Annotated in this window: 23 protein-coding genes and 1 tRNA gene; 17 read left to right on the plus strand and 7 right to left on the minus strand. The window is 55.2% G+C overall.

Going from position 1 to position 19594, the window contains the following annotated elements:
* The first annotated feature begins 14 nt into the window (after positions 1 to 14).
* The 9 genes from MTC_RS11935 (at position 15) to MTC_RS11975 (ending at position 7931) form a co-directional block, all read left to right on the plus strand.
* Positions 15 to 88: transfer RNA gene (locus MTC_RS11935), tRNA-Val, on the plus strand.
* 67 nt (positions 89 to 155) lie between these two features.
* On the plus strand, positions 156 to 1034 hold the full coding sequence (locus tag MTC_RS11940) for an SDH family Clp fold serine proteinase (RefSeq protein WP_014406954.1): 879 nt from the start codon (positions 156 to 158) through the stop codon (positions 1032 to 1034).
* A gap of 322 nt (positions 1035 to 1356) precedes the next feature.
* Positions 1357 to 2598, plus strand: coding sequence for an ammonium transporter (locus tag MTC_RS11945; protein ID WP_014406955.1), 1242 nt, complete (start codon positions 1357 to 1359; stop codon positions 2596 to 2598).
* 9 nt (positions 2599 to 2607) lie between these two features.
* On the plus strand, positions 2608 to 2937 hold the full coding sequence (locus tag MTC_RS11950; protein ID WP_014406956.1) for a P-II family nitrogen regulator: 330 nt from the start codon (positions 2608 to 2610) through the stop codon (positions 2935 to 2937).
* A 133-nt stretch (positions 2938 to 3070) separates the two neighbouring features.
* Positions 3071 to 4591: an ammonium transporter gene (locus tag MTC_RS11955; RefSeq protein WP_014406957.1), complete on the plus strand. Its 1521-nt coding sequence runs from the start codon at positions 3071 to 3073 to the stop codon at positions 4589 to 4591.
* Between the two features lie 3 nt (positions 4592 to 4594).
* Positions 4595 to 4933, plus strand: a complete 339-nt coding sequence (locus MTC_RS11960; RefSeq protein ID WP_014406958.1) for a P-II family nitrogen regulator — start codon at positions 4595 to 4597, stop codon at positions 4931 to 4933.
* A gap of 307 nt (positions 4934 to 5240) precedes the next feature.
* Positions 5241 to 5903, plus strand: a complete 663-nt coding sequence (gene cofC / locus MTC_RS11965; RefSeq protein ID WP_014406959.1) for a 2-phospho-L-lactate guanylyltransferase — start codon at positions 5241 to 5243, stop codon at positions 5901 to 5903.
* 12 nt (positions 5904 to 5915) lie between these two features.
* Entirely contained in the window at positions 5916 to 6689 is a 774-nt protein-coding gene (locus MTC_RS11970; RefSeq protein WP_014406960.1) for a sulfide-dependent adenosine diphosphate thiazole synthase, read from the plus strand.
* Between the two features lie 153 nt (positions 6690 to 6842).
* Positions 6843 to 7931 carry a formate--phosphoribosylaminoimidazolecarboxamide ligase gene (locus MTC_RS11975; protein ID WP_014406961.1) on the plus strand — a complete coding sequence of 363 codons (1089 nt, stop codon included), beginning with the start codon at positions 6843 to 6845 and terminating at the stop codon, positions 7929 to 7931.
* Between the two features lie 62 nt (positions 7932 to 7993).
* On the opposite strand, the gene MTC_RS11980 is transcribed toward MTC_RS11975, so the two are convergent.
* Entirely contained in the window at positions 7994 to 9217 is a 1224-nt protein-coding gene (locus tag MTC_RS11980; RefSeq protein ID WP_014406962.1) for an MgtC/SapB family protein, read from the minus strand.
* 98 nt (positions 9218 to 9315) lie between these two features.
* The gene (locus MTC_RS11985) at positions 9316 to 9510 is read right to left on the minus strand and encodes a DUF5350 domain-containing protein (RefSeq protein WP_014406963.1); all 195 of its coding nucleotides are present in this window, start codon (positions 9508 to 9510) and stop codon (positions 9316 to 9318) included.
* Positions 9511 to 9899: 389 nt separating this feature from the next.
* On the opposite strand from MTC_RS11985, the gene MTC_RS11990 reads away from it, so the two are divergent.
* The gene (locus MTC_RS11990) at positions 9900 to 10517 is read left to right on the plus strand and encodes a translation initiation factor IF-2 subunit beta (protein WP_014406964.1); all 618 of its coding nucleotides are present in this window, start codon (positions 9900 to 9902) and stop codon (positions 10515 to 10517) included.
* Positions 10518 to 10521: 4 nt separating this feature from the next.
* Here MTC_RS11990 and MTC_RS11995 read toward each other — a convergent pair whose 3' ends face one another.
* A complete protein-coding gene (locus MTC_RS11995; protein ID WP_014406965.1) occupies positions 10522 to 11355 on the minus strand; it encodes a TatD family hydrolase in 834 nt (277 codons plus the stop codon).
* Positions 11356 to 11465: 110 nt separating this feature from the next.
* Here MTC_RS11995 and MTC_RS12000 point away from each other — a divergent pair, with 110 nt between their 5' ends.
* Positions 11466 to 12587 (plus strand): hypothetical protein, encoded by a 1122-nt coding sequence (locus MTC_RS12000; RefSeq protein WP_237705916.1) that lies wholly within the window; start codon positions 11466 to 11468, stop codon positions 12585 to 12587.
* Here MTC_RS12000 and MTC_RS12005 read toward each other — a convergent pair.
* The 4 genes from MTC_RS12005 to MTC_RS12020 all read right to left on the minus strand — a co-directional run bounded on the left by MTC_RS12005 (position 12584) and on the right by MTC_RS12020 (position 14740).
* Positions 12584 to 12925 (minus strand): hypothetical protein, encoded by a 342-nt coding sequence (locus MTC_RS12005; RefSeq protein ID WP_014406967.1) that lies wholly within the window; start codon positions 12923 to 12925, stop codon positions 12584 to 12586. The two genes, MTC_RS12000 and MTC_RS12005, sit on opposite strands and share 4 nt — an antisense overlap.
* Positions 12926 to 12971: 46 nt before the next feature.
* Positions 12972 to 13430: a hydrogenase maturation protease gene (locus MTC_RS12010; RefSeq protein WP_014406968.1), complete on the minus strand. Its 459-nt coding sequence runs from the start codon at positions 13428 to 13430 to the stop codon at positions 12972 to 12974.
* Positions 13427 to 14125 carry a UMP kinase gene (pyrH, locus tag MTC_RS12015; protein WP_237705917.1) on the minus strand — a complete coding sequence of 233 codons (699 nt, stop codon included), beginning with the start codon at positions 14123 to 14125 and terminating at the stop codon, positions 13427 to 13429. The genes MTC_RS12010 and pyrH overlap by 4 nt, the downstream gene beginning before the upstream one ends.
* A 183-nt stretch (positions 14126 to 14308) precedes the next feature.
* Complete coding sequence (locus MTC_RS12020) at positions 14309 to 14740, minus strand: hypothetical protein (protein ID WP_014406970.1); 432 nt, start codon at positions 14738 to 14740, stop codon at positions 14309 to 14311.
* A gap of 316 nt (positions 14741 to 15056) precedes the next feature.
* On the opposite strand from MTC_RS12020, the gene MTC_RS12025 reads away from it, so the two are divergent.
* From MTC_RS12025 to MTC_RS12050, 6 genes are read left to right on the plus strand one after another with little or no spacing between them, the layout of a single operon-like run.
* Positions 15057 to 15842, plus strand: coding sequence for a rhomboid family intramembrane serine protease (locus MTC_RS12025; RefSeq protein WP_014406971.1), 786 nt, complete (start codon positions 15057 to 15059; stop codon positions 15840 to 15842).
* Positions 15843 to 15883: 41 nt separating this feature from the next.
* Positions 15884 to 16837 carry a biotin--[acetyl-CoA-carboxylase] ligase gene (locus MTC_RS12030; RefSeq protein ID WP_014406972.1) on the plus strand — a complete coding sequence of 318 codons (954 nt, stop codon included), beginning with the start codon at positions 15884 to 15886 and terminating at the stop codon, positions 16835 to 16837.
* 34 nt (positions 16838 to 16871) lie between these two features.
* Complete coding sequence (locus MTC_RS12035; RefSeq protein ID WP_014406973.1) at positions 16872 to 17396, plus strand: biotin transporter BioY; 525 nt, start codon at positions 16872 to 16874, stop codon at positions 17394 to 17396.
* On the plus strand, positions 17393 to 18154 hold the full coding sequence (locus MTC_RS12040; RefSeq protein WP_014406974.1) for an energy-coupling factor ABC transporter ATP-binding protein: 762 nt from the start codon (positions 17393 to 17395) through the stop codon (positions 18152 to 18154). Before MTC_RS12035 ends, MTC_RS12040 begins: the two co-directional genes overlap by 4 nt.
* Positions 18145 to 18975 carry an ATP-binding cassette domain-containing protein gene (locus tag MTC_RS12045; RefSeq protein WP_014406975.1) on the plus strand — a complete coding sequence of 277 codons (831 nt, stop codon included), beginning with the start codon at positions 18145 to 18147 and terminating at the stop codon, positions 18973 to 18975. Before MTC_RS12040 ends, MTC_RS12045 begins: the two co-directional genes overlap by 10 nt.
* On the plus strand, positions 18953 to 19594 hold the full coding sequence (locus MTC_RS12050; protein ID WP_014406976.1) for an energy-coupling factor transporter transmembrane component T family protein: 642 nt from the start codon (positions 18953 to 18955) through the stop codon (positions 19592 to 19594). The genes MTC_RS12045 and MTC_RS12050 overlap by 23 nt, the downstream gene beginning before the upstream one ends.

Below are 19594 nucleotides of genomic sequence, written 5' to 3' on the forward strand. Positions count from 1 at the left end.
GATGTATGAAAGGCGGGCCTGTGGTCTAGTTGGTCATGACATCGCCTTTACACGGCGGGGATCAGGGGTTCAAATCCCTTCGGGCCCACTACATACTTTTATGAAAGGCCAACGTTTATCAACACGACTAAACAAATAAATAATCGTGGAACATGATGATAATCAATGAAGTTTTAACGTCAGCATGGGACTTCATCACAAACATATGGGTCCTAATTTTATTCTTCCTTATTATAATCCCCGCACTCCAGCGATATTTCATAAACGGGGCGAGAAAACGCATACTAAGAAAGATATCAAGAGAGAGAAAGTCACAGGTGATCACGCTTATACACAGGCAAGAGACCATAGCGTTCCTGGGCATACCGATTTCAAGGTATATCGATATTGACGATAGCGAAGAGGTCCTAAGGGCCATCCGAATGACGCCACCTGACACCCCCATAGACCTGATAATGCATACCCCAGGGGGGATAGCGCTCGCGGCAACCCAGATAGCGATGGCCCTAAAGGCGCACCCATCAAAAAAGACCGTCATAGTGCCTCATTATGCCATGAGCGGCGGCACCCTGATAGCGCTCGCAGCAGACGAGATACTCATGGACCCGCACGCCGTGCTGGGGCCCGTGGACCCCCAGCTATCCGACGGCATGGCGGCTTACCCTGCTTCATCGGTGATCCAGGTCTTAGATAAAAAGCCGGTGGAGCGTATCAACGACAGGACGCTCATCCTGGCCGATGAAGCGAAGAAGGCGCAGGCCCAGATGGTAAGCCTGGTCACCGATATCTTAAAGGGAAAATGCGGCGAAGGCCACATAAGCCAGATCATCGAGGAGCTGGTATCGGGCAAGTATACGCATGATAACCCCATATTCCCGGAGAAGGCGAGAGAGCTTCTGGGGGATTGCGTGAAGATCGGTATACCTGAGAGCGTCTACGAGCTCATGGATTTCTATAAGGCCGAGATGGGCGCACGCAAGCCAGGCGTCGAATACATACCCGTGGCGCCGCCCGAGCGAGGCCAGCGCCGGTAAAATAAGGCGAGGCGCTGTGTTGAATTTTATTTGCACCGCTTGCCCTTAACAAGAAAAATCCAGGCCTGGAGTAGCCCTTTCGAGATGACCATTCATCTAATTAATAATCTCAGTGATGCTTCGCCCATGCCTTCGAGGGGACCGGCCGCAGGCGGGCCCTTCGTGCTTGAAAGCGTCTTCGTGTTTCTTATCCGGCTTAGAGTGGCTTAGGCCCCACGACACCTGTTATTCAACGCAGCTTTATTCAACGCAGCTTTATTATAGAAAAATATAAGTATAATGAGTAGGAATTAAATGTCCTACAGTGATACAAGGTGTTCACATGACTATAAGTTCAGGAGATACGGCATGGCTACTCGCCTCGACGGCGCTGGTCATGATAATGACGCCTGGAGTGGGGTTTTTCTATGGAGGGCTAGTAAGGAGAAAGAATCTGGTCTCGATGATAACCCTATCACTGGTCGCGTTTGCATTGGTAAGCGTCCAGTGGGTACTCTTTGGGTACAGCATCGCCTTCGGCCCTGACATAAATTACATCATAGGAGGCCTTAACTACCTGGGCCTCAATGGTATAGGCCAGGGCGAGGCCACCATCGCAGGAGTCACCCTGACAGTGCCGGCGCTGGCATACACGGTATTCCAGCTGGTATTCGCCACCGTCACGCTGGCAATTTTAACCTCGGTATTCGCCGAGAGGGTCAAGCTATCCTCGTTCATCATATTCGGGCTTTTATGGACCACGCTCGTATACGACCCCCTCGCCCACTGGGTATGGGGCGGCGGCTGGCTGGCGAACGTTGGCACCCTGCTAGGACAATCTGGAGGCGCCCTCGACTTCGCGGGAGGCACCGTCGTCCACATAAGCTCGGGCTTCTCCGCCCTGGCTATCGCTCTAGTGATCCGCAAGCGTATCGGCTTCGGCAAGGACCTGATGGAGCCAAGCAACATCCCGCTGGCCTTATTGGGCGCCACTCTACTGTGGTTCGGCTGGTTCGGGTTCAACGCGGGCAGCGCCATCGCGGCGAACGGCCTCGCTGCGAGCGCCTTCGTCGTCACGAACACCGCGGCGGCGGCCGCAGGCCTGACCTGGATGCTGCTTAGCTGGAAGGATGGCAGGCCGGCTTCCCTTGGCTTTGCGAGCGGCGCCCTGGCCGGGCTTGTTGCCATCACCCCTGCCTCGGGCTTCGTCGATCCCCTGGCGGCCATCATCATCGGCGCCGTGGCCTCGATGGTCTGCTACTACTCGATGCTATTCCGCATTAAAAAGGGCCTGGACGAGAGCTGCGACTGCTGGTCGATACACGGAATGGGAGGAGTATGGGGCGCCCTTGCCACCGGCATCTTCGCCACCACGGCGGTGAACGGCTACAGCGGCCTGCTCTACGGTAACCCGAGCCAGTTCATCTATCAGGCGATAGCCGTATGCGCATCGATAGCTTATGCGTTCGTCGTGACGTTCGTACTTGTGAAAATCCTGGATTCGACGATTGGCATGACCGTGAAGGAAGAGGAGGAATACGTAGGGCTCGACATCTCCCAGCACGGGGAGCGGGCATATTCGTGAGGCGATCATATGAAGATGGTACAGGCTATAATCAGGCCGGAGAGGCTTGACCCCGTAAAGAAAGCCCTGGAGGAGAATGGCTTCGTAGCCATGAGCATAATTGACGTGAAGGGCAGGGGAGAGCAGAAAGGGATAACCCTCGAATACAGGGGTAAGAAGGTGGAAGTCGATACCCTCCCCAAAGTCAAGCTCGAGCTGGTGGTAAAAGATGAGGACGTCACCAGGCTCATCTCCATAATCAAGGCCAATGCCAGGACGGGCAAGTTCGGGGACGGCAAGATCTTCGTCCTCCCCGTCGAGATGATGGCCAGGGTACGGACGGATGAAGTCTGGAAATAAATGCTTGAATTAATGGCCGATTCTTGGCCACTTATTTTTTTAAAGATCGCTTATTCGATTTATGATATGGTTAAGTTAACTTAATATACATAAACAAGGAATATTAGCTCCTTCTAAAACGTAAGTTTTATATATGATAACTAGGAAGATTACTTCTGTCACAATCACTAAAGGAGAAGATACAGGTGAGAAAATCGTCCTTTATGAGAAAATCTTCCTTACTATTAGCACTTGTTTTTTTAGTGCTATACTGGTACAGCCTGTGGCGGCCAGCGACCCCACAGGCGCTGAGACATTGCAGGCAAACCCTAACGCGCCCGTTAATTTCTCATGGGTGCTGATCTGCGGTTTCCTGGTGATGAGCATGCAGCTCGGGTTCGCGATGCTCGAGACAGGGCTGACCAGGGCGAAGAACGCTGCAAACATCATGATGAAAAACCTCATGGACTTCTGCGCAGGCTCCCTGGCATACTGGGCTGTCGGATTCGCACTCATGATGGGCACAGCAGAAGGCATCACGGCGATGCTGATTGGCACGAATGGCTTTTTCCTGTGGGGGAGCGCCTACGACGTTAGCACCATTGAAATATGGTTCTGGCAAATGGTGTTCTGTGCCACGGCAGCGACCATCGTCTCGGGGGTCATGGCTGAGCGCACCAAGTTCAGCACGTATGTCGTGGCAAGCGTAATCATCAGCGCGCTGATATACCCCATTTACGGCCACTGGATGTGGGGCGGCGGATGGCTAGCACAGAGCGATTTCATGAAGAGCCTGGGCGGCGGCTATGGCGCCCTTGACTTTGCCGGGTCAGGCGTCGTACACGCCGTCGGTGGATTCATATCCATGGCAGGAGCGCTGCTCGTCGGGCCCAGGATCGGTAAATATAACGCCGATGGCACCCCGAACGCCATTCCAGGCCACAGCGTCACGCTCTTTATGCTGGGCGTCTTCATATTATGGTTCGGCTGGTTCGGCTTCAATCCGGGCAGCACGCTCGCGGCCACCGACCTCAGGATATCCGTCATCGCCGCCAACACGACACTGGCCGCGGCCGCGGGCGCTTGCGTCGCCATGGCGATCACATGGCTGAAGAATAAAAAGCCCGACGTGGGCATGACAGGCAACGGCGTAATAGCCGGGCTTGTGGCGATCACGGCGCCATGTGCCTGGGTGAACCCCGCCATAGCCGTGCTGATCGGCGCCATGGCTGGCCTGATAGTGTACGTCGGCGTGTGGTTCGTGGATAATATCCTGCACATTGACGACCCTGTCGGCGGCATATCTATACACGGATTCAACGGCATATGGGGCCTGCTGGCGCTCGGCCTGTTTGCGGATGGCACGTATGGTGGCGTCACGGGATTGTTCTACGGCAACCCAGGCTTCTTCCTGTGCCAGGTGATCGATTCCGTCGTCGTCTTCTTATGGGCATTCGGCGCAGGGCTTATCATGTTCTATGTCCTCAAGAAGGTGATGGGCCTGAGGGTGACGAAGGAGGAGGAGATCCAGGGACTGGACCTCGGCGAGCATGGCATGGTCGCGTACCCGAACTTCGTCCAGACCGAGCTATATGGCGGAGGCATCCCATCGGGAGACGCCCCGCCCTATGCCAAGCCGGTAGTTGCAGCGCCACAGATAAAGAAGGAGGGATGAGAGATGAAGAACGTAGTAGCCATAATAAGGCCGGCCAAGCTTGAGGACGTCAAGAAAGCATTGGAGGCGGCCGACTTCAACAGCATGACGATCTCTGAGGTGAAAGGACGAGGCCAGCAGAAAGGCCTCATCCAGCAGTGGAGAGGACAGGAATACCGCGTGGACATCATCCCGAAGGTGAAGGTAGAGGTGGTCGTCCCCGATGAGCATGTGGATAAAGTGGTCGATATCATCGTTAAGAGCGCCCGCACCGGCAACATCGGCGATGGCAAGATCTTTGTGACTCCCGTGGAAAAGGCCATACGCATAAGGACCGGAGAGGTTGACGGAAAGGCCTTATGAAGGCCTTTCCTCTATCACCACTTTACGGTGATGAAAACCAGGTATGGCCAATGGGGCTCCGAAGAATCGTGGGGTTTCTTTGGAGGCCCTCTTTTTTTATTAGTCCGGCATCAACGTGATTAACGTGATTATAACAGGCCTGAGCATCGTCGAGAGGATGTGGCGCAACTTCCGCCCTGGCACGTACTAAGGCGAAGCTTCCATCCCAGCCTGGACCTTGAACGCGACCTGGCCGGGGAGTGACTGACCAAAGTATTCTGGGACCTTCCTAAAGTATATAAGATTCCAACGCTTTTCATATGATACTATGAAGGCGGTCGTCCCCTTTAAGGTGGTAAACGCCAAGTCCAGGCTTGCCACGCTCCTCACCGTGGAAGAGCGCGCCCGCCTGGCGAGGCTTATGCTCGACGACATCATAGGAGTGCTGCGCCAGTGTGGGCTGAATGTCGTGCTGCTTGCCACGGCGCCCTTCACCTATGATGCCGAGGTGGTGGTCAGCGACAAGGACCTGAACTCTGCCCTGAACGAGCTCTTAAAGGCCGAGGTGGAGCCGGTCATGATAGTCATGGCCGACGTCCCCCTGATCACGCCAGATAACGTGCGCGACATCTTAAAAAGCCCATCTGACCTGGTCATCGCGCCGGGCAGGGGCGGCGGCACCAACATACAGTACATCAAAGATCCTCAAAGGTACCATGTGGACTATTATGGCGCCAGCTTTTTAGACCACCTGCGGATAGCGGAGGATAACGGCCTTACCGTGGAGGTTTTCGACTCGTTTAACGCCTCTAGCGACATCGATGAGGCGCAAGATCTGGTAGAGCTATATATACATGGGCGGGGCAGGGCGGCGGAGTATCTGCGCTCCATCGCTGCACTCGACATTAGTAAGGGCCGTGTGAGAGTTGTCAAGGATGACTATAAGGTACAAGAGGCACGCGTGCCTTGGAAATACGCGGCGACAGAATGAGCAGGTGATGGCATGGAACTCGATGAGACCCTCATTTCGAGGGCTATAATAGACGATTTTTTAAGGACGCTGTCCGACTACGTGAGCGTTGACGTTGGCATAGTTGGCGGCGGGCCTTCTGGCCTGGTCTGCGCCACTTACCTGGCCAGGGCAGGCGTGAAGGTGGCGGTGTTCGAGCGAAAGCTGTCTGTGGGCGGGGGCATGTGGGGCGGGGGCATGATGTTTCCTCGTATAGTCGTCCAGCAAGAGGCCACCCGCATTCTCGATGACTTTGGAATAAGGTACAGGGAGTACAGGCCAGGGTATTATATTGCTGGCTCGATAGAGGCGGTTGGGAGGCTAACTTCCGCTGCCGCCGGGGCTGGCGCCGAGATTTTTAACCTGATGAGCGTCGAGGACGTCATGATAAGGGAGAATAAAGAGGTCGTGGGGCTTGTCATCAACTGGAGCGCCGTCGACATTGCCGGACTACACGTCGACCCGCTCACGGTTAGGACAAGGGTTGTCGTCGATGCCACAGGCCACCCTGCCGAAGTGTGCAGGATTGTTGAGAGGAAGGTTTCGGGAGGAGCTTTTAAAGTGCCAGGTGAGCAGTCAATGTGGGCTGACCGCGGGGAGAGGGCTCTTATATCCACTACAAAGGAGGTATACCCTGGCCTGGTGGTCGCGGGCATGGCCGCTAACGCAGTCGCCGGCGGGCCTCGCATGGGCCCGATCTTCGGGGGCATGCTTCTCTCAGGCGAGATAGCCGCCAGAATCGTGAAGGAAAAGCTGGGTGTCTCTTAATAGCATTTTTTATTTTTCACTAATAATCATATGATTTTATAATGTGGCAAATTTATGAAAAAATCGGCAAGCGCTAATGTCATTTTTACCGACGACCGCACGCTGGAAAAGGTATAAATGATAGATGGGTGTATTAGGTTTGGGTGAAGGTCTTTGGTCATCACAAAGGACGACATAAAAGAAGTCATAAAGAAGTATGACAAGAATAATATAACGGTTTGTACAATAGCCAGCCACTCCTCCTTGCATGTGTACAGGGGCGCCTATGACGAGGGCTTCCGCCGGTGCGCTATATGTGCAAAGGGGCGGGATATACCATACAGGCGGTTCCGGTCGGCCGACGAGTACATAATCGTCGATAAGTTTTCGGACATAATCGACGAGGAGATACAGGAAAGGCTCAGGAAGATGAACGCCATCATAACGCCTCACGGCTCTTTCGTGGCCTACGTGGGGCTTGAAAACATCGAGAACAAGTTCCTGGTGCCCATCCTCGGCAACCGCAACATCCTCAGGTGGGAAGCGGAGAGGGAGCGGGTGACGAAGCTGTTCGAGGCGGCGAACATCCGTAAGCCGATGAAGATAGATGGCCCGGATAAGATTGACAGGCCGTGCATGGTCAAGTTCCCGGGCGCAAGAGGAGGAAGGGGGTACTTCGTCACGGACTCGCCTGCGGGGTTCGATGAGAAGATTAAGCTCATGGTTAAGAAGGGCTGGCTGACCGAAGAGGACAGGTACAGGGCACACATCGAGGAGTACGTTGCCGGTGACATCTATTGTATACATTATTTCTATTCCCAGCTCACCAATGAAGTCGAGATGCTCGGCATGGATAGGAGGCATGAGGCTAACATCGATGGCCTCGTGCGCATACCGGCCAAAGACCAGATAGAGGCGGGGCTGCAGCCGACTTATGTCGTCACGGGTAACTTCCCGGTGGTTGCGAGGGAATCGCTGCTGGACCAGGCGTTCGCCATGGGCGACCGTCTTGCCGAGGCGGCGAAGAAGCTTGTGCCGCCAGGCCTGCTGGGCGCGTTCTGCATCCAGACGATGTGTACGGATAACCTGGAGTTTGTGGCTTTTGAGATATCGGCCAGGCAGGACGGCGGCACGAACACGTTCATGGATGGCTCGCCATACTCTTACCTCCGTTATGGCCCTGGCATGAGCATGGGTCGGCGCTATTGCCTCGAGATCAAGGAAGCCCTCAAGCAGGATCGGCTCATCGATATTTTGACGTAGACGGGACCATGCTCCCGTCTCTTTTTTAAAGCATTCTAATGATTTATTAATTATCCAAATTTTTATATTATGAGGATGGCTGTCAGGATGCCGGCGGCCATCATGATCCCCCCGCCGAGCGCCACTCTGGCGATGAATTTCTTGTTATTGGAGACGTATGCGAGGGGGAACTTGACGATGATGCTGGACATGCTCGCGAGTATTATCCCCATGGCTGCCGTGTTTATGTCAAGGGTGCCAGATTGCAGCAGGGCTATCGCGCTAGCGGTGGCGCTGGCGCTCGAAACCATGCCACTAAGGAACGAGCTTATGAGGAAGCCTGCGCGGCCCAGCTCGAAGACCGCTGCGGCGCTCAGGATGACCATGATGAGGAAGATGGTGCCGAAGACCAGGGCGTTCCTTATGCTGAATGGCGACTGAATCCTGACCGTGACCGGCTGCTCCTTCATGATGTGCCTGTAGGCGAATAAACCCCCTATGACTATCATGACGCCGTATGGGACGATGAGCTTGGGCAGCAGTGAAGGGGCCAGAAATATGCAGAGGGCGAGGTTTCGCACGCACATGGCCACGTCGGACAGGATGACCGCCGATACCGCTATCATGGTGAGGGCGGGCTCGGCCTTGATCCGGCTGGAAAACTCGGCGACTATCGCGGTGCTGTTCGCAAGGCCGCCGAAGAAGCCCGTGTATGCTGCGCCCTTAGACCCATACTTTTTCATTATTATGTAGTTCACGAAGCCTATGCCGGATATCAGTACTACCATGAGCCATATAGTCCTGGGGTTGATGACGCCCCAGGGGTCTATGGGCTTGTCCGGCAATATGGGGTAGATGACGAAGGCCAGGATGCCGAACTCCACTGCCGCGTGGACCTCCTGGGCGGTTAGCTCCACGGCGATGCTCTGTAGCTCTGTCTTGATGGAGAGCAGCGCGGTTACGATTATGGCTATGATGACCGCCGGGACCATCTGGCCTATCCCTATGAGCACTCCTACGAAGAACGTGACGAATAGCGCCGCCCCTGTGGTGAGGTTCGGGTCTTTCCTCTGGCTTATGCCATGTGCGGACATGACTATTATGAAGGCTATGGCGAATATGGCGCATGCTATGGTGGCGTATGGCTGGTATATCACCGTGGAGATCATGCCTGTGAGGCAGAACAGGCCGAAGGTCCTTATGCCCGCCTCCTTGTGGGCCCACTCTCGCTCCAGCCCTATGAACATGCCGAGGGCTGTGCTGAGCCCTATCCTGAAGGTAAAATCATATAACGTAAGCTCTACCATAAGCAGATAGAAAATAGTCTATTTAGTATATATAGGTGTCAGCTTTTTTCAGTAAAACGTGTAAGGCTCGTGCATGAGCCTTAAGAGAATGAGCCTTATCACTTTTTTGCCTTGGCCTTTACTCCGAGGACGTTCTTCTTTGAGCGGGCGAGTATGCGGCGCACGAATCCCCTGGAGTCGTATCTTTGCGCTGGCCCGGGCTTGCTCGCCGTGGATTCTCCCTTCGGGACTAGCCTCATCTGTCCCTTCCTTCCGCGGATCTGGACCCATTCAACGCTTCCGGTCTTTCCCATGCTGAATCACCTCCTTTGAATAGCATGTACTCGTATTAATATGTTGCGATGGCTGTGCTATTCAGAATTGCCAGCTTAAATTGGTTTATAAGGCGTTGTTTGGCATGATATAATGATGGACGGATAAATGGTTCTTTTATCTTTGAGGCTGAAGGGGGCTTCGCTTTGCTCTTTACTAGAGCGCTCCGCGCAGTCACTAGAGCGCTCCGCACGGTCACTAGAGCGCTCCGCGCGGCGCACCCCCTTTAGTCTTTAGAAGTAGAAGATGTGGTGCCAAACCATATAGAGTTCTTCCTAAGTAAGAATAATATTCACCAAATATTAAACCAAAACCTTTTTAAACATAATGCAGATTAGACTATTAAAACCGTGACAACAGAAGTGTAAAGATGGATAATTACGATACCTTATTAAGCAGGGCGGTCTCAAAGACCCCCAGGCTAGAGTCGAGCGGAGAGCGCTTCCAGCTTCCGAAGCTACGGATATTCATAGAGGGCAGGACCACGGTGTGGGACAACTACGAGGAGGTCCGGGAAAAGCTCAACAGGGACACCGAGCACTTCGGCAAGTTTATACTGCGCGAGCTCGGCACCGCGGGCAAGGTCGAGGGCAACCGCATGATATTGCAGGGCCATTTCACGTCTGACGCAATCAACGACCTGGTAAACGAGTACGTGGCCGAGTACGTGAGGTGCGCCGAGTGTGGCAGGCCGGACACCAGGCTCATCAAGTATGATAGGGTTACGACGCTGAAGTGCGATGCCTGTGGCGCACAGCGCTCGATCCAGAAGAGGCGTGCACGCGCGGTGTCCAATAAGCCGACGGCTGCCATCGAGGAGGGCAAGGTCTACGAGGTCAAGATTGAGACCACCGGCAAGAAGGGAGATGGCATCGCCAGGGTCGATAAGTTCACCATATTCGTGAACGGGGCCAGGCCGGGCGACATCGTCAAGGTCAGGATTAACAAGGTGGACGGCACCAGGGCCTTCGCTAGCCGGGAACAATGACCTTTTAGCACTCTATTTTTATGCCGTACGACCTTTCCGGGTTATCCTTGTGTATTTTATAGAATGCTTCTTCGGGCGCGCCATTGCGTATGGCTTCCTTCGTTTTGCGGGGCACAGTCCTGGGGCCCAGGACGGCGCCGGGCCTGCGTGGGTCGTCTATGTAGTCGGTCTCAAGCATGAATCGCGTGCCCTGGGAGAGCGCTTCCTCTAGCGCCCCCTTTGAGCAGATGACGGATGGGAAGACGTTGAGGGACTCACACTCCTTCACCAAAGGAGGGGAGAAGTGCTTTATCACCCTGTGGGGCGGCATTCCCGCCTGCTTAGCGATATCTGATATGCTCTTCATCGTCTCCGGCTCGCTCTCGGTGTGGAGCTGTATTGCGCAGCCCTTCTCCCTGCAGAGCTCCATGGCGTATCGCATGAGGTCGTTCGAGGCCTTCCAGAGGTCGCCGGCTACGGGGTAGTGTGGCCTGCCGCTCTTGATCGCCACCGCCTTGCCTTCGGCCACATATTCCGCAGCGATTTCCAGTCCATCTTTGACGATGGCGTAAGCCTTTTCCATGCCCATGGATTCCGCCAGCCCTATGAATTCGGCAGGGTGGACGCCAACGACGGCATAAGCCTTAACGTGCTCGCTGGCACGCCTCGCCGCCTCCACGGTGATGTCATAGGCCACCCGGAAATCATCGCCCCTCATGACCTTTAGCCCCAGCTCGCCAGCGGGCAGCGACACGATGAAGACGTGAGTGCCGCCTGCATTCCTGAACTCCTTTATGGCCTCCACCCCCCTGCCACCAATGATGTTAATGTGCATATGGTCATCAGTTATAGGCAACAATTTTCGCCACCCAGGCTCATTCTAATCCGTCCTGGCCCATAAAAATTCCCTTCACAAAAGCTATTTACCGTATCTAGCCCATATAAGCAAAAGAAGGAAGATTGGTAACATTGGCTCAGACAGGCGAAAGCCTCGCCATCGTGAAAGGCAAGCTCTGCTTCTTCGTGGCATTCGACACCGGCGGAGAGGTGGACAAGGCGACGCTATCTAACGTTTTCAAGGTACAGGCAGGGCCGGAATATAACAAGCCCGTTGAGGTGACGTTCGGGGCGGTAACGGGCCTCATCGTCTCAGAGGAGACGAACAAGATTTGCGGCGTGCTATCCCAGGCGGACGTGTTCGCCATGGGCGTTGGGATCATCCGCCTCGAGTTCGATATCCCGGAGGGCATGACCGTCCAGGACATCATCCTCGCCATGCACGTAAACGGCGTATTCGTAGACGGCCTTGACCTGAACTCGTACGTGAGCAGGAAGATCGGCGAGGTCAGGGAACAGCTCAGAGGTTATGTGAGGGTCAAGGCGTATTTCGCCCCGACCCGGAAGTATAGCATGCTTAAGCTGGATAAATACACGCCGCCGCTAGACCAGGCTGGATTGAAGGCCCAGTATGGCGAGGAGATAACCCGATTCCTGTCCGGCGAGTCCTCCCCGAGGAGGCTGCACGGCAAGGAGATAGCCGATAAGCTCTCCCACGATATCTCCTACTATGATGAGGACCTTTTTTTAGTCTCGTATGAGGCGGCTTTTGTGAAGGGATGTGATGACTATTTTAACGAGCTGAGGCTTTACCTCGAGCTGGCCCAGGCTCTTGCGTTCCTGTATCACGTCTACGACTGGAGGATAGATGCGGAGATCTCGCAGGCGTTTAAGGCGATAAAGGATTACCAGAGCATGTCTCTCGTAGGCCAGCTTTTCGGCCAGTCCACACGGCGCCTTGAAAAGGCGCTGCTCAAGGTGAGCGAGATAAAGCTCGACATCCTGGACAACCTCGAAGACCTGATGAACCCCCTGAAGCTGACCTCAGACTGGTATTATCAGGGAGCTTATGACCACCTTATACGCATCCTGAAGGTGAAAGAGTATGAGAACGTGGTCACGCAGAAGATAGACGCCCTCGAGGACCTTTATTCCACGGCGCAGGAGCTGTCGTATAGCAAGACGCTCCTCATCGCCGAGGTGGTCGTGATATTGCTCATCGCCTTCGAGGTCATCGCCTTCCTGCCCCATTAAACCGGGCGCTGGAGCGATTCGTCTATTTTTTTGATCGCAGACGCTACCGGCATTGCCAGTCCGGGCGGGGCGTGGCCCTTGAAATTTTCAAGGCTTTTTCTCATAAGGTGGAGGTCCTCTCTCGTTATCAATATGGCCTGGCCGGGCTTGAAAATCGGTATGGTGTTTTTGATGAGCAGCATGTCGTCCGCCTTTGTCTCCTGCATCGCCACCTCCTCAAGCGTGCCGGCGGCAGCCTCGTCCAGCAATCGCTCCTCGAGGCTGGACTGGGCGGTGCAAGCCTGGCTTAGCGCCTCCAGCTCTTCCGCGCTAAAAGATATCCTGTAGAATACGGGCATAAATGAGAATATAAAAGACGCTATGATAAATCTTGGGGGCTAAAAATCATTTATATATCTCTTTGAGCACCAGGTCGATAACCTCTGGCATGGCCGCCTCAACCTCAGGCGTTAGCTCTTTCGTAAACTCGGCAACCCGTCTCACCTCGACGCCTATGATCACGACCTCCTCGGGCATCTTTTGCACGAGCCTGCCCACGTTGAGCGTATCAACCAGGTTGAGGTCATGCAGCGAGAGCATGAACATGCTGGAAGGCGGAAGCTCCTTATCAGTGAACCGGTAAACGGTCCCCGGGGGCTCATTACCGGTCTGCACGGCATCGATGATTATTACCCTGTCGGCATCCTCTATCCAGCTCAATATAGCCAGGCCGCCGACTCCAGCGTCGATGACCTCAACGCCGGGCGGCAATTCCATAGCCTGCAGCTTCTCGATGACGCGTATGCCGATGCCGTCGTCCCCAACCAGGACGTTCCCGCAGCCTAAAACCTTAACCTTTTTCATTTTATGAGAGTCCCTATTGGCTTTCCATTCACAGCGTCGATGATATTCTTCGGCTCATGGCCGTTGACGACTATCATGGGTATGCGAGAGCGCTTTATGATCTGGGCGCCGAGCATGTCGAAAATATTGTTGGCCCCGGCGGTCATCTCCATCTTCGTGACGAGCTCCAGCAGCTCCTGCGGGGTCATCCGGTCGATCTTCCTTGCATCCTTATCCACCCTTGGATCGGCGGTATACACCCCGTCCACCGATGTGGTCCGTATTAGTAGGTCCGCGTGCACGTATTCCGCCAGGATAGCCGCCACCGCGTCGGTCGTCTGGCCGGGCTGCACGCCGCCCATGATTACTATCTTGCCGGAGTACATGGCAAGGTTCGCCTCCTGGTAGTCGTGGGGAGGCTCAGGGTAAGCCGCATCATCCATAGCCGAGATGAGGAGCCTGGCGTTGAGCCGGGACACGCCTATCCCTATAAGGTCTCTTAAGGCATTGCTGGCCTTGAGCTCTTTTGAGACGTTTATGTATTCCCTGGCCGGCGTCCCGCCGCCGACCACGACGAGTACGGTATGGTCTTTCGCCAGCGATTTTATCACTTCAGCGTAACCCCTGAATCGCCTGGCCTCCAGGCTCGGCGCTATTGCGGAGCCGCCGACTTTTATGACGATTCTCATGGCTATCCTGTGCCTTAAATGTATCATTCAATACTAAAACGTTTCGATGCGTATGCTTCAAAGGAATTTAAGAGATAACTTTTTTATAAAGAAGGGAGCGCTGGCCGCTCCCTTAAAAGACCGGTCGGAGGTGGCTCCGCTATCAGGAAGCCGTATACTGGGAAGGCACGGCCTGGCTAACCAACCCCATGCCAGCGCCCTTTTCCTGGCCTATGCCGCCACTTTAGACAGGCCGCCAATCCCTCCACCACCAAGAGGCACAGTATAGACCTGTGGAACCATCGTGGTGACAGGCACGGAAGACTGGACCGGAACTGTCACGGGAACGGTCATGCTACTAAGGGCTGGCCTGACATAAGGCACGGCAATCGTCTCAGGCACAACCACCACCCTCGGGACGGTCACAGGACATGCGTCCTGAACGGGCACAGTCACAGGAACCTGCTGAGGAACCGTGGCAGTCGTTATGACCGGCACCTCCGTGGTAACCGGGACGTTACACGATACGGTGGCTACACAATCCTGCGGCGCACCGTACGCCACCGGGCCGCCACAGCCAAACTGGGCCGAGGATGGCAGGGCGACGAGCGCCACTGAAAGCAGTATGAACACTGCCATCAAAACCTTGTAAACCATCTTCATAACTACACCCCCTATTTACGATAGAACAATCCTCTCAAATAATTATAAAAATTACCATATGAAAAAATGCCATTAGGCCTTTTTTATGATAAAAAGAAGCAATATGGCCTTTAAATAGTAAAAGGAGCTTAAATGTAAGCCTGTATTACCATTTAATGCTTATATGGCCTGTTTAGCTTTAGATAATTATTATAAGGCGGGTAATCATAGGGCTGACGGCTTTACGGTCAATGCTAACGGACAGTGGCGCTGAATGATATGGCCGCCAGCCTTCTGGACTAACCTTTTTATACATACGTCTCAACATATCTCTTGAATGCCAGAGAACAGATGTGACATATGTGGCGCATACGAGCTTTTGCCATTTAAGTGTAAGTATTGTAATGGCACGTTTTGCGCCGCCCACCGGCTCCCGGAGAGCCACGACTGCCCCGGGCTAAAGATGCTCAAGCAGCGCCCAATCGGCGAGGTAAAATCCGCTGCAAGGCGTAAGGCCCAGATAAAGATGCCCGCTAAGCTGCCATACGAAGGGAATTATGCGTATATCATCATCGGCATAACGGTTTTAGTATTCATATTACAGCTTTTACTGGATCCATGGCTCACGGGCCTGTTTGACCTCAGCATGGGCTCGCTGCTATCCAGGCCCTGGGGGCTTGTGACGAGCATGTTCCTGCACGCAGGGCTAGCGCACCTGTTCTTCAACATGCTGGCGCTTTTCTTCTTCGGGCCCCTGCTCGAGCGCAGGATAGAGAGCAAGGGCTTTTTAGCCCTCTACTTCGGAAGCGGCATCCTGGCGGGGCTTGTACAGGTCTTCATATTCCCGACGTCTGCCGTGATCGGGGCTAGCGGGGCGATATTCGGGGTGCTGGGCGCCCTTACTGTGCTCATGCCTGACCTGACCGTCATACTATACTTCGTGCCGCTGAAGATGGTGTACGTGACGATATTGTTCGCCATACTCGACCTTTACCCAATGCTGACTGGCACGCCGGACGGGATAGCCCACGCCGCCCACCTGACGGGGCTGGCGGCAGGGCTGGCGGCAGGCTTCTGGTACAGGGAGAGGTATAGGGTTAGGAACGCGCGCTGGCAGGTGTAGAACGCTAAATATATAATTCTCCAGGATTCCTTACTATAGAGATGACCAAGGAAAAGATACTGCGTATACTAAGGGAGTCGGGCGATTATATTTCTGGCGAATCGCTGGCCGACATGCTCGGCGTTTCCAGGGCTGCCGTGTGGAAACATGTCCACATGCTCATTAAGGATGGCTACAGGATAGACGTGGTCCAGGGCAAAGGATACCGGCTGATGAGCGTGCCGGATTTGCTCTACCCTTCTGAGGTCAGGTATGGGCTGCAGACGAGGCTGCTTGGCAAAAATATAGTACACTTTAAGACGACCCCCTCCACCATTATCGTGGCAAGGCAGCTAGCAGAGCATGGGGCAGAGGAGGGCACCACAGTCATAGCGGAAATGCAGACGCAGGGCAAAGGTAGGCTTGGCCGGAAATTCGTGACGCCGCCGGGAGGGCTGTGGATGTCGATCATACTCAGGCCACAGATAGACCCTATGCACGCCCCAAATATTACCCTGCTTGCCGCCGTATCAGTTACTAAAGCGCTCCGCAGGGTGGGGCTCGAGGCGGCCATAAAGTGGCCGAACGATGTCCTGGTAAATGGCAAGAAGATTTGCGGCATCCTTACGGAGATGAGCGCCGAGACCGATGCCGTGAACTACATCATCTTGAGCATAGGCGTCAACGTCAATAACGAGGTGCCGCTGGAAACCGCCACTACGATGAAGGCGGAGCTTGGCCGTGAGGTGGACCGGGTAAAGTTCATGCAGTCGCTCCTGGAGACGCTGGAAGCGGATTATCTCAGGTTTAAGGAGGAAGGCTTCACTCCCATATTGTGGAGCTGGCGCCGCTACTCGGATACGCTCGGCCGCCCGGTGGAGGTTACTTACCAGGACGAGATGGTCACCGGGGTGGCGCAGGACGTGGACGAGGACGGCTCGCTCCTCGTGAAGACGCGAGACGGCTCGATAAGAAAGATCGTGTCTGGCGATTGCAGGCACCTCCGGAGCCTATAAATACTTGTAAACCCTATATTTTTTGGGGTTTACAATGGATAGGGTCAAAAGCCTCGTATATGCGGCGTTGTTCGCCGCACTGACGGCAGTTTCGGCGTGGGTAGTGATACCATTGCCATACGTGCCGATAACGCTTCAGACGTTTTTTGTCATGCTTTCCGGGGCAGTGCTAGGGCCGTATTTCGGGGCGCTATCTATGATAGCATACCTGATTTTAGGGTCTGTGGGGCTGCCCGTATTCGCCAGGGGCCAGGCCGGGCTTGGCGTGCTCGTCGGGCCGACGGGTGGATACCTTATCGGCTTCGTGCTGGGCGCCGTCGTCAGCGGAGCTATCGTGAGAATGCGTAAAAACCAGGGGACTTTATGGTACGCTCTTGCGATGGCCGCCGGAGCTCTCGTCATCTATGCGTGTGGAGTGGCACAGCTCTCGGTGGTATTACACATGCCCATCGACAGGGCTGCCATAGTGGGCGTGCTTCCTTTTATCCCAGGCGACGTTCTCAAGATAGCTGCCGCTTCAATCGTGGCAAAAAGGCTGGACGGAGAGGCAAGGCGTTGATAGAGCTGAGGAGCGTGTCATACTCCTATGGAGGCATCAGGGCGCTCGACCGCGTATCGCTTTCCATTAAAAGAGGCGAGCGCGTTGCGCTCGTCGGCCCTAACTCCTCCGGAAAGAGCACGCTGGCCCGCATCATGAACGCTTTACTTCTGCCCTGCGAAGGCGAGTGCATCGTGGATGGCGTCGACACGAAGGCTGACCCGATGCATGCGAGGAGGGCGGTCGGCATGGTCTTCCAGGACCCGGATAGCCAGATAGTGGCACACAGAGTCCTTGATGATGTGGCCTTCGGGCCCAGGAACCTGGGGCTTCCAGAAAAAGAGGTACAGCGGCGAGTTTTTGAGGCGTTGAAGGCCGTTGGCCTGGAGCCGGATGGAGAGGCCCAGCGTCTTTCGGGCGGCCAAAAGCAGCTGCTCGCCATAGCCGGCGTGCTGGCCATGAGGCCGTCTTACGTCATACTCGACGAGCCGACGGCTTTCCTGGACTGCCGGGGCTCCAGGCTGGTGGAGGACGCCATCTCAGGCTTAAAGGGGCTGGGCGTGGTGATCATCACCCATGACATGGAAGAAGCGGCGCGGGCTGACAGGATAATTGCCCTCAGTGGCGGGAGGGTCGTCGCAGACTCCACGCCAGAGAGGTTTTTCTCTGATGATGCGCAGCTAGCGATGGCGGGCGTCGAGCCGCCTTACTCGTTCAGGCTACGGAAAGCCTCTATTCCCGCGCCCATGGCACATGAGGTGGTCCGATCGTGCCGCTGATAGCAAAAGGCCTTTGTTATACGTATAACAGGGGTGAGCCTGACGAGGTTAAAGCCCTGAATGGCATCGATTTAACGATAGAGGCCGGAGAGCTGGTGCTTGTCGCAGGACCGAATGGGTCTGGTAAGACCACCCTCATGCAGTGCCTGTCGGGCTTGCTGAAGCCGGCCTCAGGCAGCGTGATAATTGATGGCGTTGACGCCGTAAAATGTGGCTCTACGGCCATGTCAATACAATTCCCTGAAAGGGCGCTGTTCGAGAGGACCGTCCTGGACGACGTGACGTTCGGGCCGTTAAACAGGGGTAAGGGCAAGGAGGAGGCGAGGCAGTGCGCAATCCGTGCCATAGAAGCCGTAGGCCTGGGCGACGACGCTCTCCTGGCCCGTCCCATGTCGTTGAGCCAGGGGCAGAGGAGGCTGGCGGCGCTTGCTGGCGTCATCGCCGCCGGGCCGCGCTACCTCTTTTTGGATGAGCCTACAGCAGGCCTTGACTCGAATGGAAAGGAGCGGATAGCCAGAATTATGGCTGGACTAGCTCGAGACGGCATGGCGGTCGTCGTGGCCTCCCACGACCTGGCACACCTAATGGGGGTCTGCGGGCGAATGATAGTGCTAGATAAGGGGAGGGTCGCAATGGATGGCAGGCCTGGCGACATCGTATCACTAGAAGGCCTCGAGCGCATGGGCCTCGCCTTGCCTCCTTCTGCGGCAGTAGCCCGGTGGCTGAGGGGCAAAGGCGTGGACGCGCCATGGGATATAGGGCCGGAGGAGGCGGCAGAGCACCTTAGGAGGATTCTTCATGAAGGCACCCGCATGGATTAAGCTATTAGCCCTGGCCACGCTAAGCGTTATGGTGGTCTGCCTGCCCCAGCAGTGGCTGCCTGCCGCCGCTTTAGCCGTCGCAGCGTTCATCGCGGTTACGGGTGCCCACCTGGCCAGGCTATACAGGATGTTCTTGCCCGCTTTGCCCTTCATAATCATACTGTCGTCGCTACAGGCCCTGCTGCAGGGGGACATCATGCTGGCGGCATCATCCGCCTTCAGGATGGCGCTATTATACGTTTCTGGGTCAGCGGTCAGCGTAACGACGGGCGAGGCGGAGCTTGCCGGGGCCATCGAGGGGGCGCTTCATCCTGTGGACAGGCTTACAGGGTGGAGAGCTGGCAGGGACATCTCCACCATGGTAACCCTCGCGCTGGCTTTTATCCCGATGGTGGGCGAGGAATACCGCTCCATCAAGATGGCACAGGAGGCAAGGGGGATAAGGTATGGGGGGCCTCTAAAAAAGTTAAGGGGTATACAGGCCATCGCCGTCCCCCTGCTTTACTCGCTGTCGCGGCGTGCGGACGATATAGCGCTGGCCATGGAAGCGAGGTGCTACGGCATAAACGGCCACAAAAACCGCGGCGCCTCAATAAATACAGGGCGCTCCAAGCATTAA

It is taken from the genome of Methanocella conradii HZ254 (genome assembly GCF_000251105.1).
Lineage (GTDB): Archaea > Halobacteriota > Methanocellia > Methanocellales > Methanocellaceae > Methanocella > Methanocella conradii.

What these genes read in the sequence shown, in the direction of transcription:
- MTC_RS11940 (WP_014406954.1), top strand. Translation starts at nt 156, where the DNA reads ATGATAATCAATGAAGTTTTAACGTCAGCATGGGACTTCATCACAAAC.
- MTC_RS11945 (WP_014406955.1), top strand. Translation starts at nt 1,357, where the DNA reads ATGACTATAAGTTCAGGAGATACGGCATGGCTACTCGCCTCGACGGCG.
- MTC_RS11950 (WP_014406956.1), top strand. Translation starts at nt 2,608, where the DNA reads ATGAAGATGGTACAGGCTATAATCAGGCCGGAGAGGCTTGACCCCGTA.
- MTC_RS11955 (WP_014406957.1), top strand. Translation starts at nt 3,071, where the DNA reads ATGATAACTAGGAAGATTACTTCTGTCACAATCACTAAAGGAGAAGAT.
- MTC_RS11960 (WP_014406958.1), top strand. Translation starts at nt 4,595, where the DNA reads ATGAAGAACGTAGTAGCCATAATAAGGCCGGCCAAGCTTGAGGACGTC.
- cofC (WP_014406959.1), top strand. Translation starts at nt 5,241, where the DNA reads ATGAAGGCGGTCGTCCCCTTTAAGGTGGTAAACGCCAAGTCCAGGCTT.
- MTC_RS11970 (WP_014406960.1), top strand. Translation starts at nt 5,916, where the DNA reads ATGGAACTCGATGAGACCCTCATTTCGAGGGCTATAATAGACGATTTT.
- MTC_RS11980 (WP_014406962.1), bottom strand. Translation starts at nt 9,217, where the DNA reads ATGGTAGAGCTTACGTTATATGATTTTACCTTCAGGATAGGGCTCAGC.
- MTC_RS11985 (WP_014406963.1), bottom strand. Translation starts at nt 9,510, where the DNA reads ATGGGAAAGACCGGAAGCGTTGAATGGGTCCAGATCCGCGGAAGGAAG.
- MTC_RS11990 (WP_014406964.1), top strand. Translation starts at nt 9,900, where the DNA reads ATGGATAATTACGATACCTTATTAAGCAGGGCGGTCTCAAAGACCCCC.
- MTC_RS12005 (WP_014406967.1), bottom strand. Translation starts at nt 12,925, where the DNA reads ATGCCCGTATTCTACAGGATATCTTTTAGCGCGGAAGAGCTGGAGGCG.
- MTC_RS12010 (WP_014406968.1), bottom strand. Translation starts at nt 13,430, where the DNA reads ATGAAAAAGGTTAAGGTTTTAGGCTGCGGGAACGTCCTGGTTGGGGAC.
- pyrH (WP_237705917.1), bottom strand. Translation starts at nt 14,125, where the DNA reads ATGATACATTTAAGGCACAGGATAGCCATGAGAATCGTCATAAAAGTC.
- MTC_RS12020 (WP_014406970.1), bottom strand. Translation starts at nt 14,740, where the DNA reads ATGAAGATGGTTTACAAGGTTTTGATGGCAGTGTTCATACTGCTTTCA.
- MTC_RS12025 (WP_014406971.1), top strand. Translation starts at nt 15,057, where the DNA reads ATGCCAGAGAACAGATGTGACATATGTGGCGCATACGAGCTTTTGCCA.
- MTC_RS12030 (WP_014406972.1), top strand. Translation starts at nt 15,884, where the DNA reads ATGACCAAGGAAAAGATACTGCGTATACTAAGGGAGTCGGGCGATTAT.
- MTC_RS12035 (WP_014406973.1), top strand. Translation starts at nt 16,872, where the DNA reads ATGGATAGGGTCAAAAGCCTCGTATATGCGGCGTTGTTCGCCGCACTG.
- MTC_RS12050 (WP_014406976.1), top strand. Translation starts at nt 18,953, where the DNA reads ATGAAGGCACCCGCATGGATTAAGCTATTAGCCCTGGCCACGCTAAGC.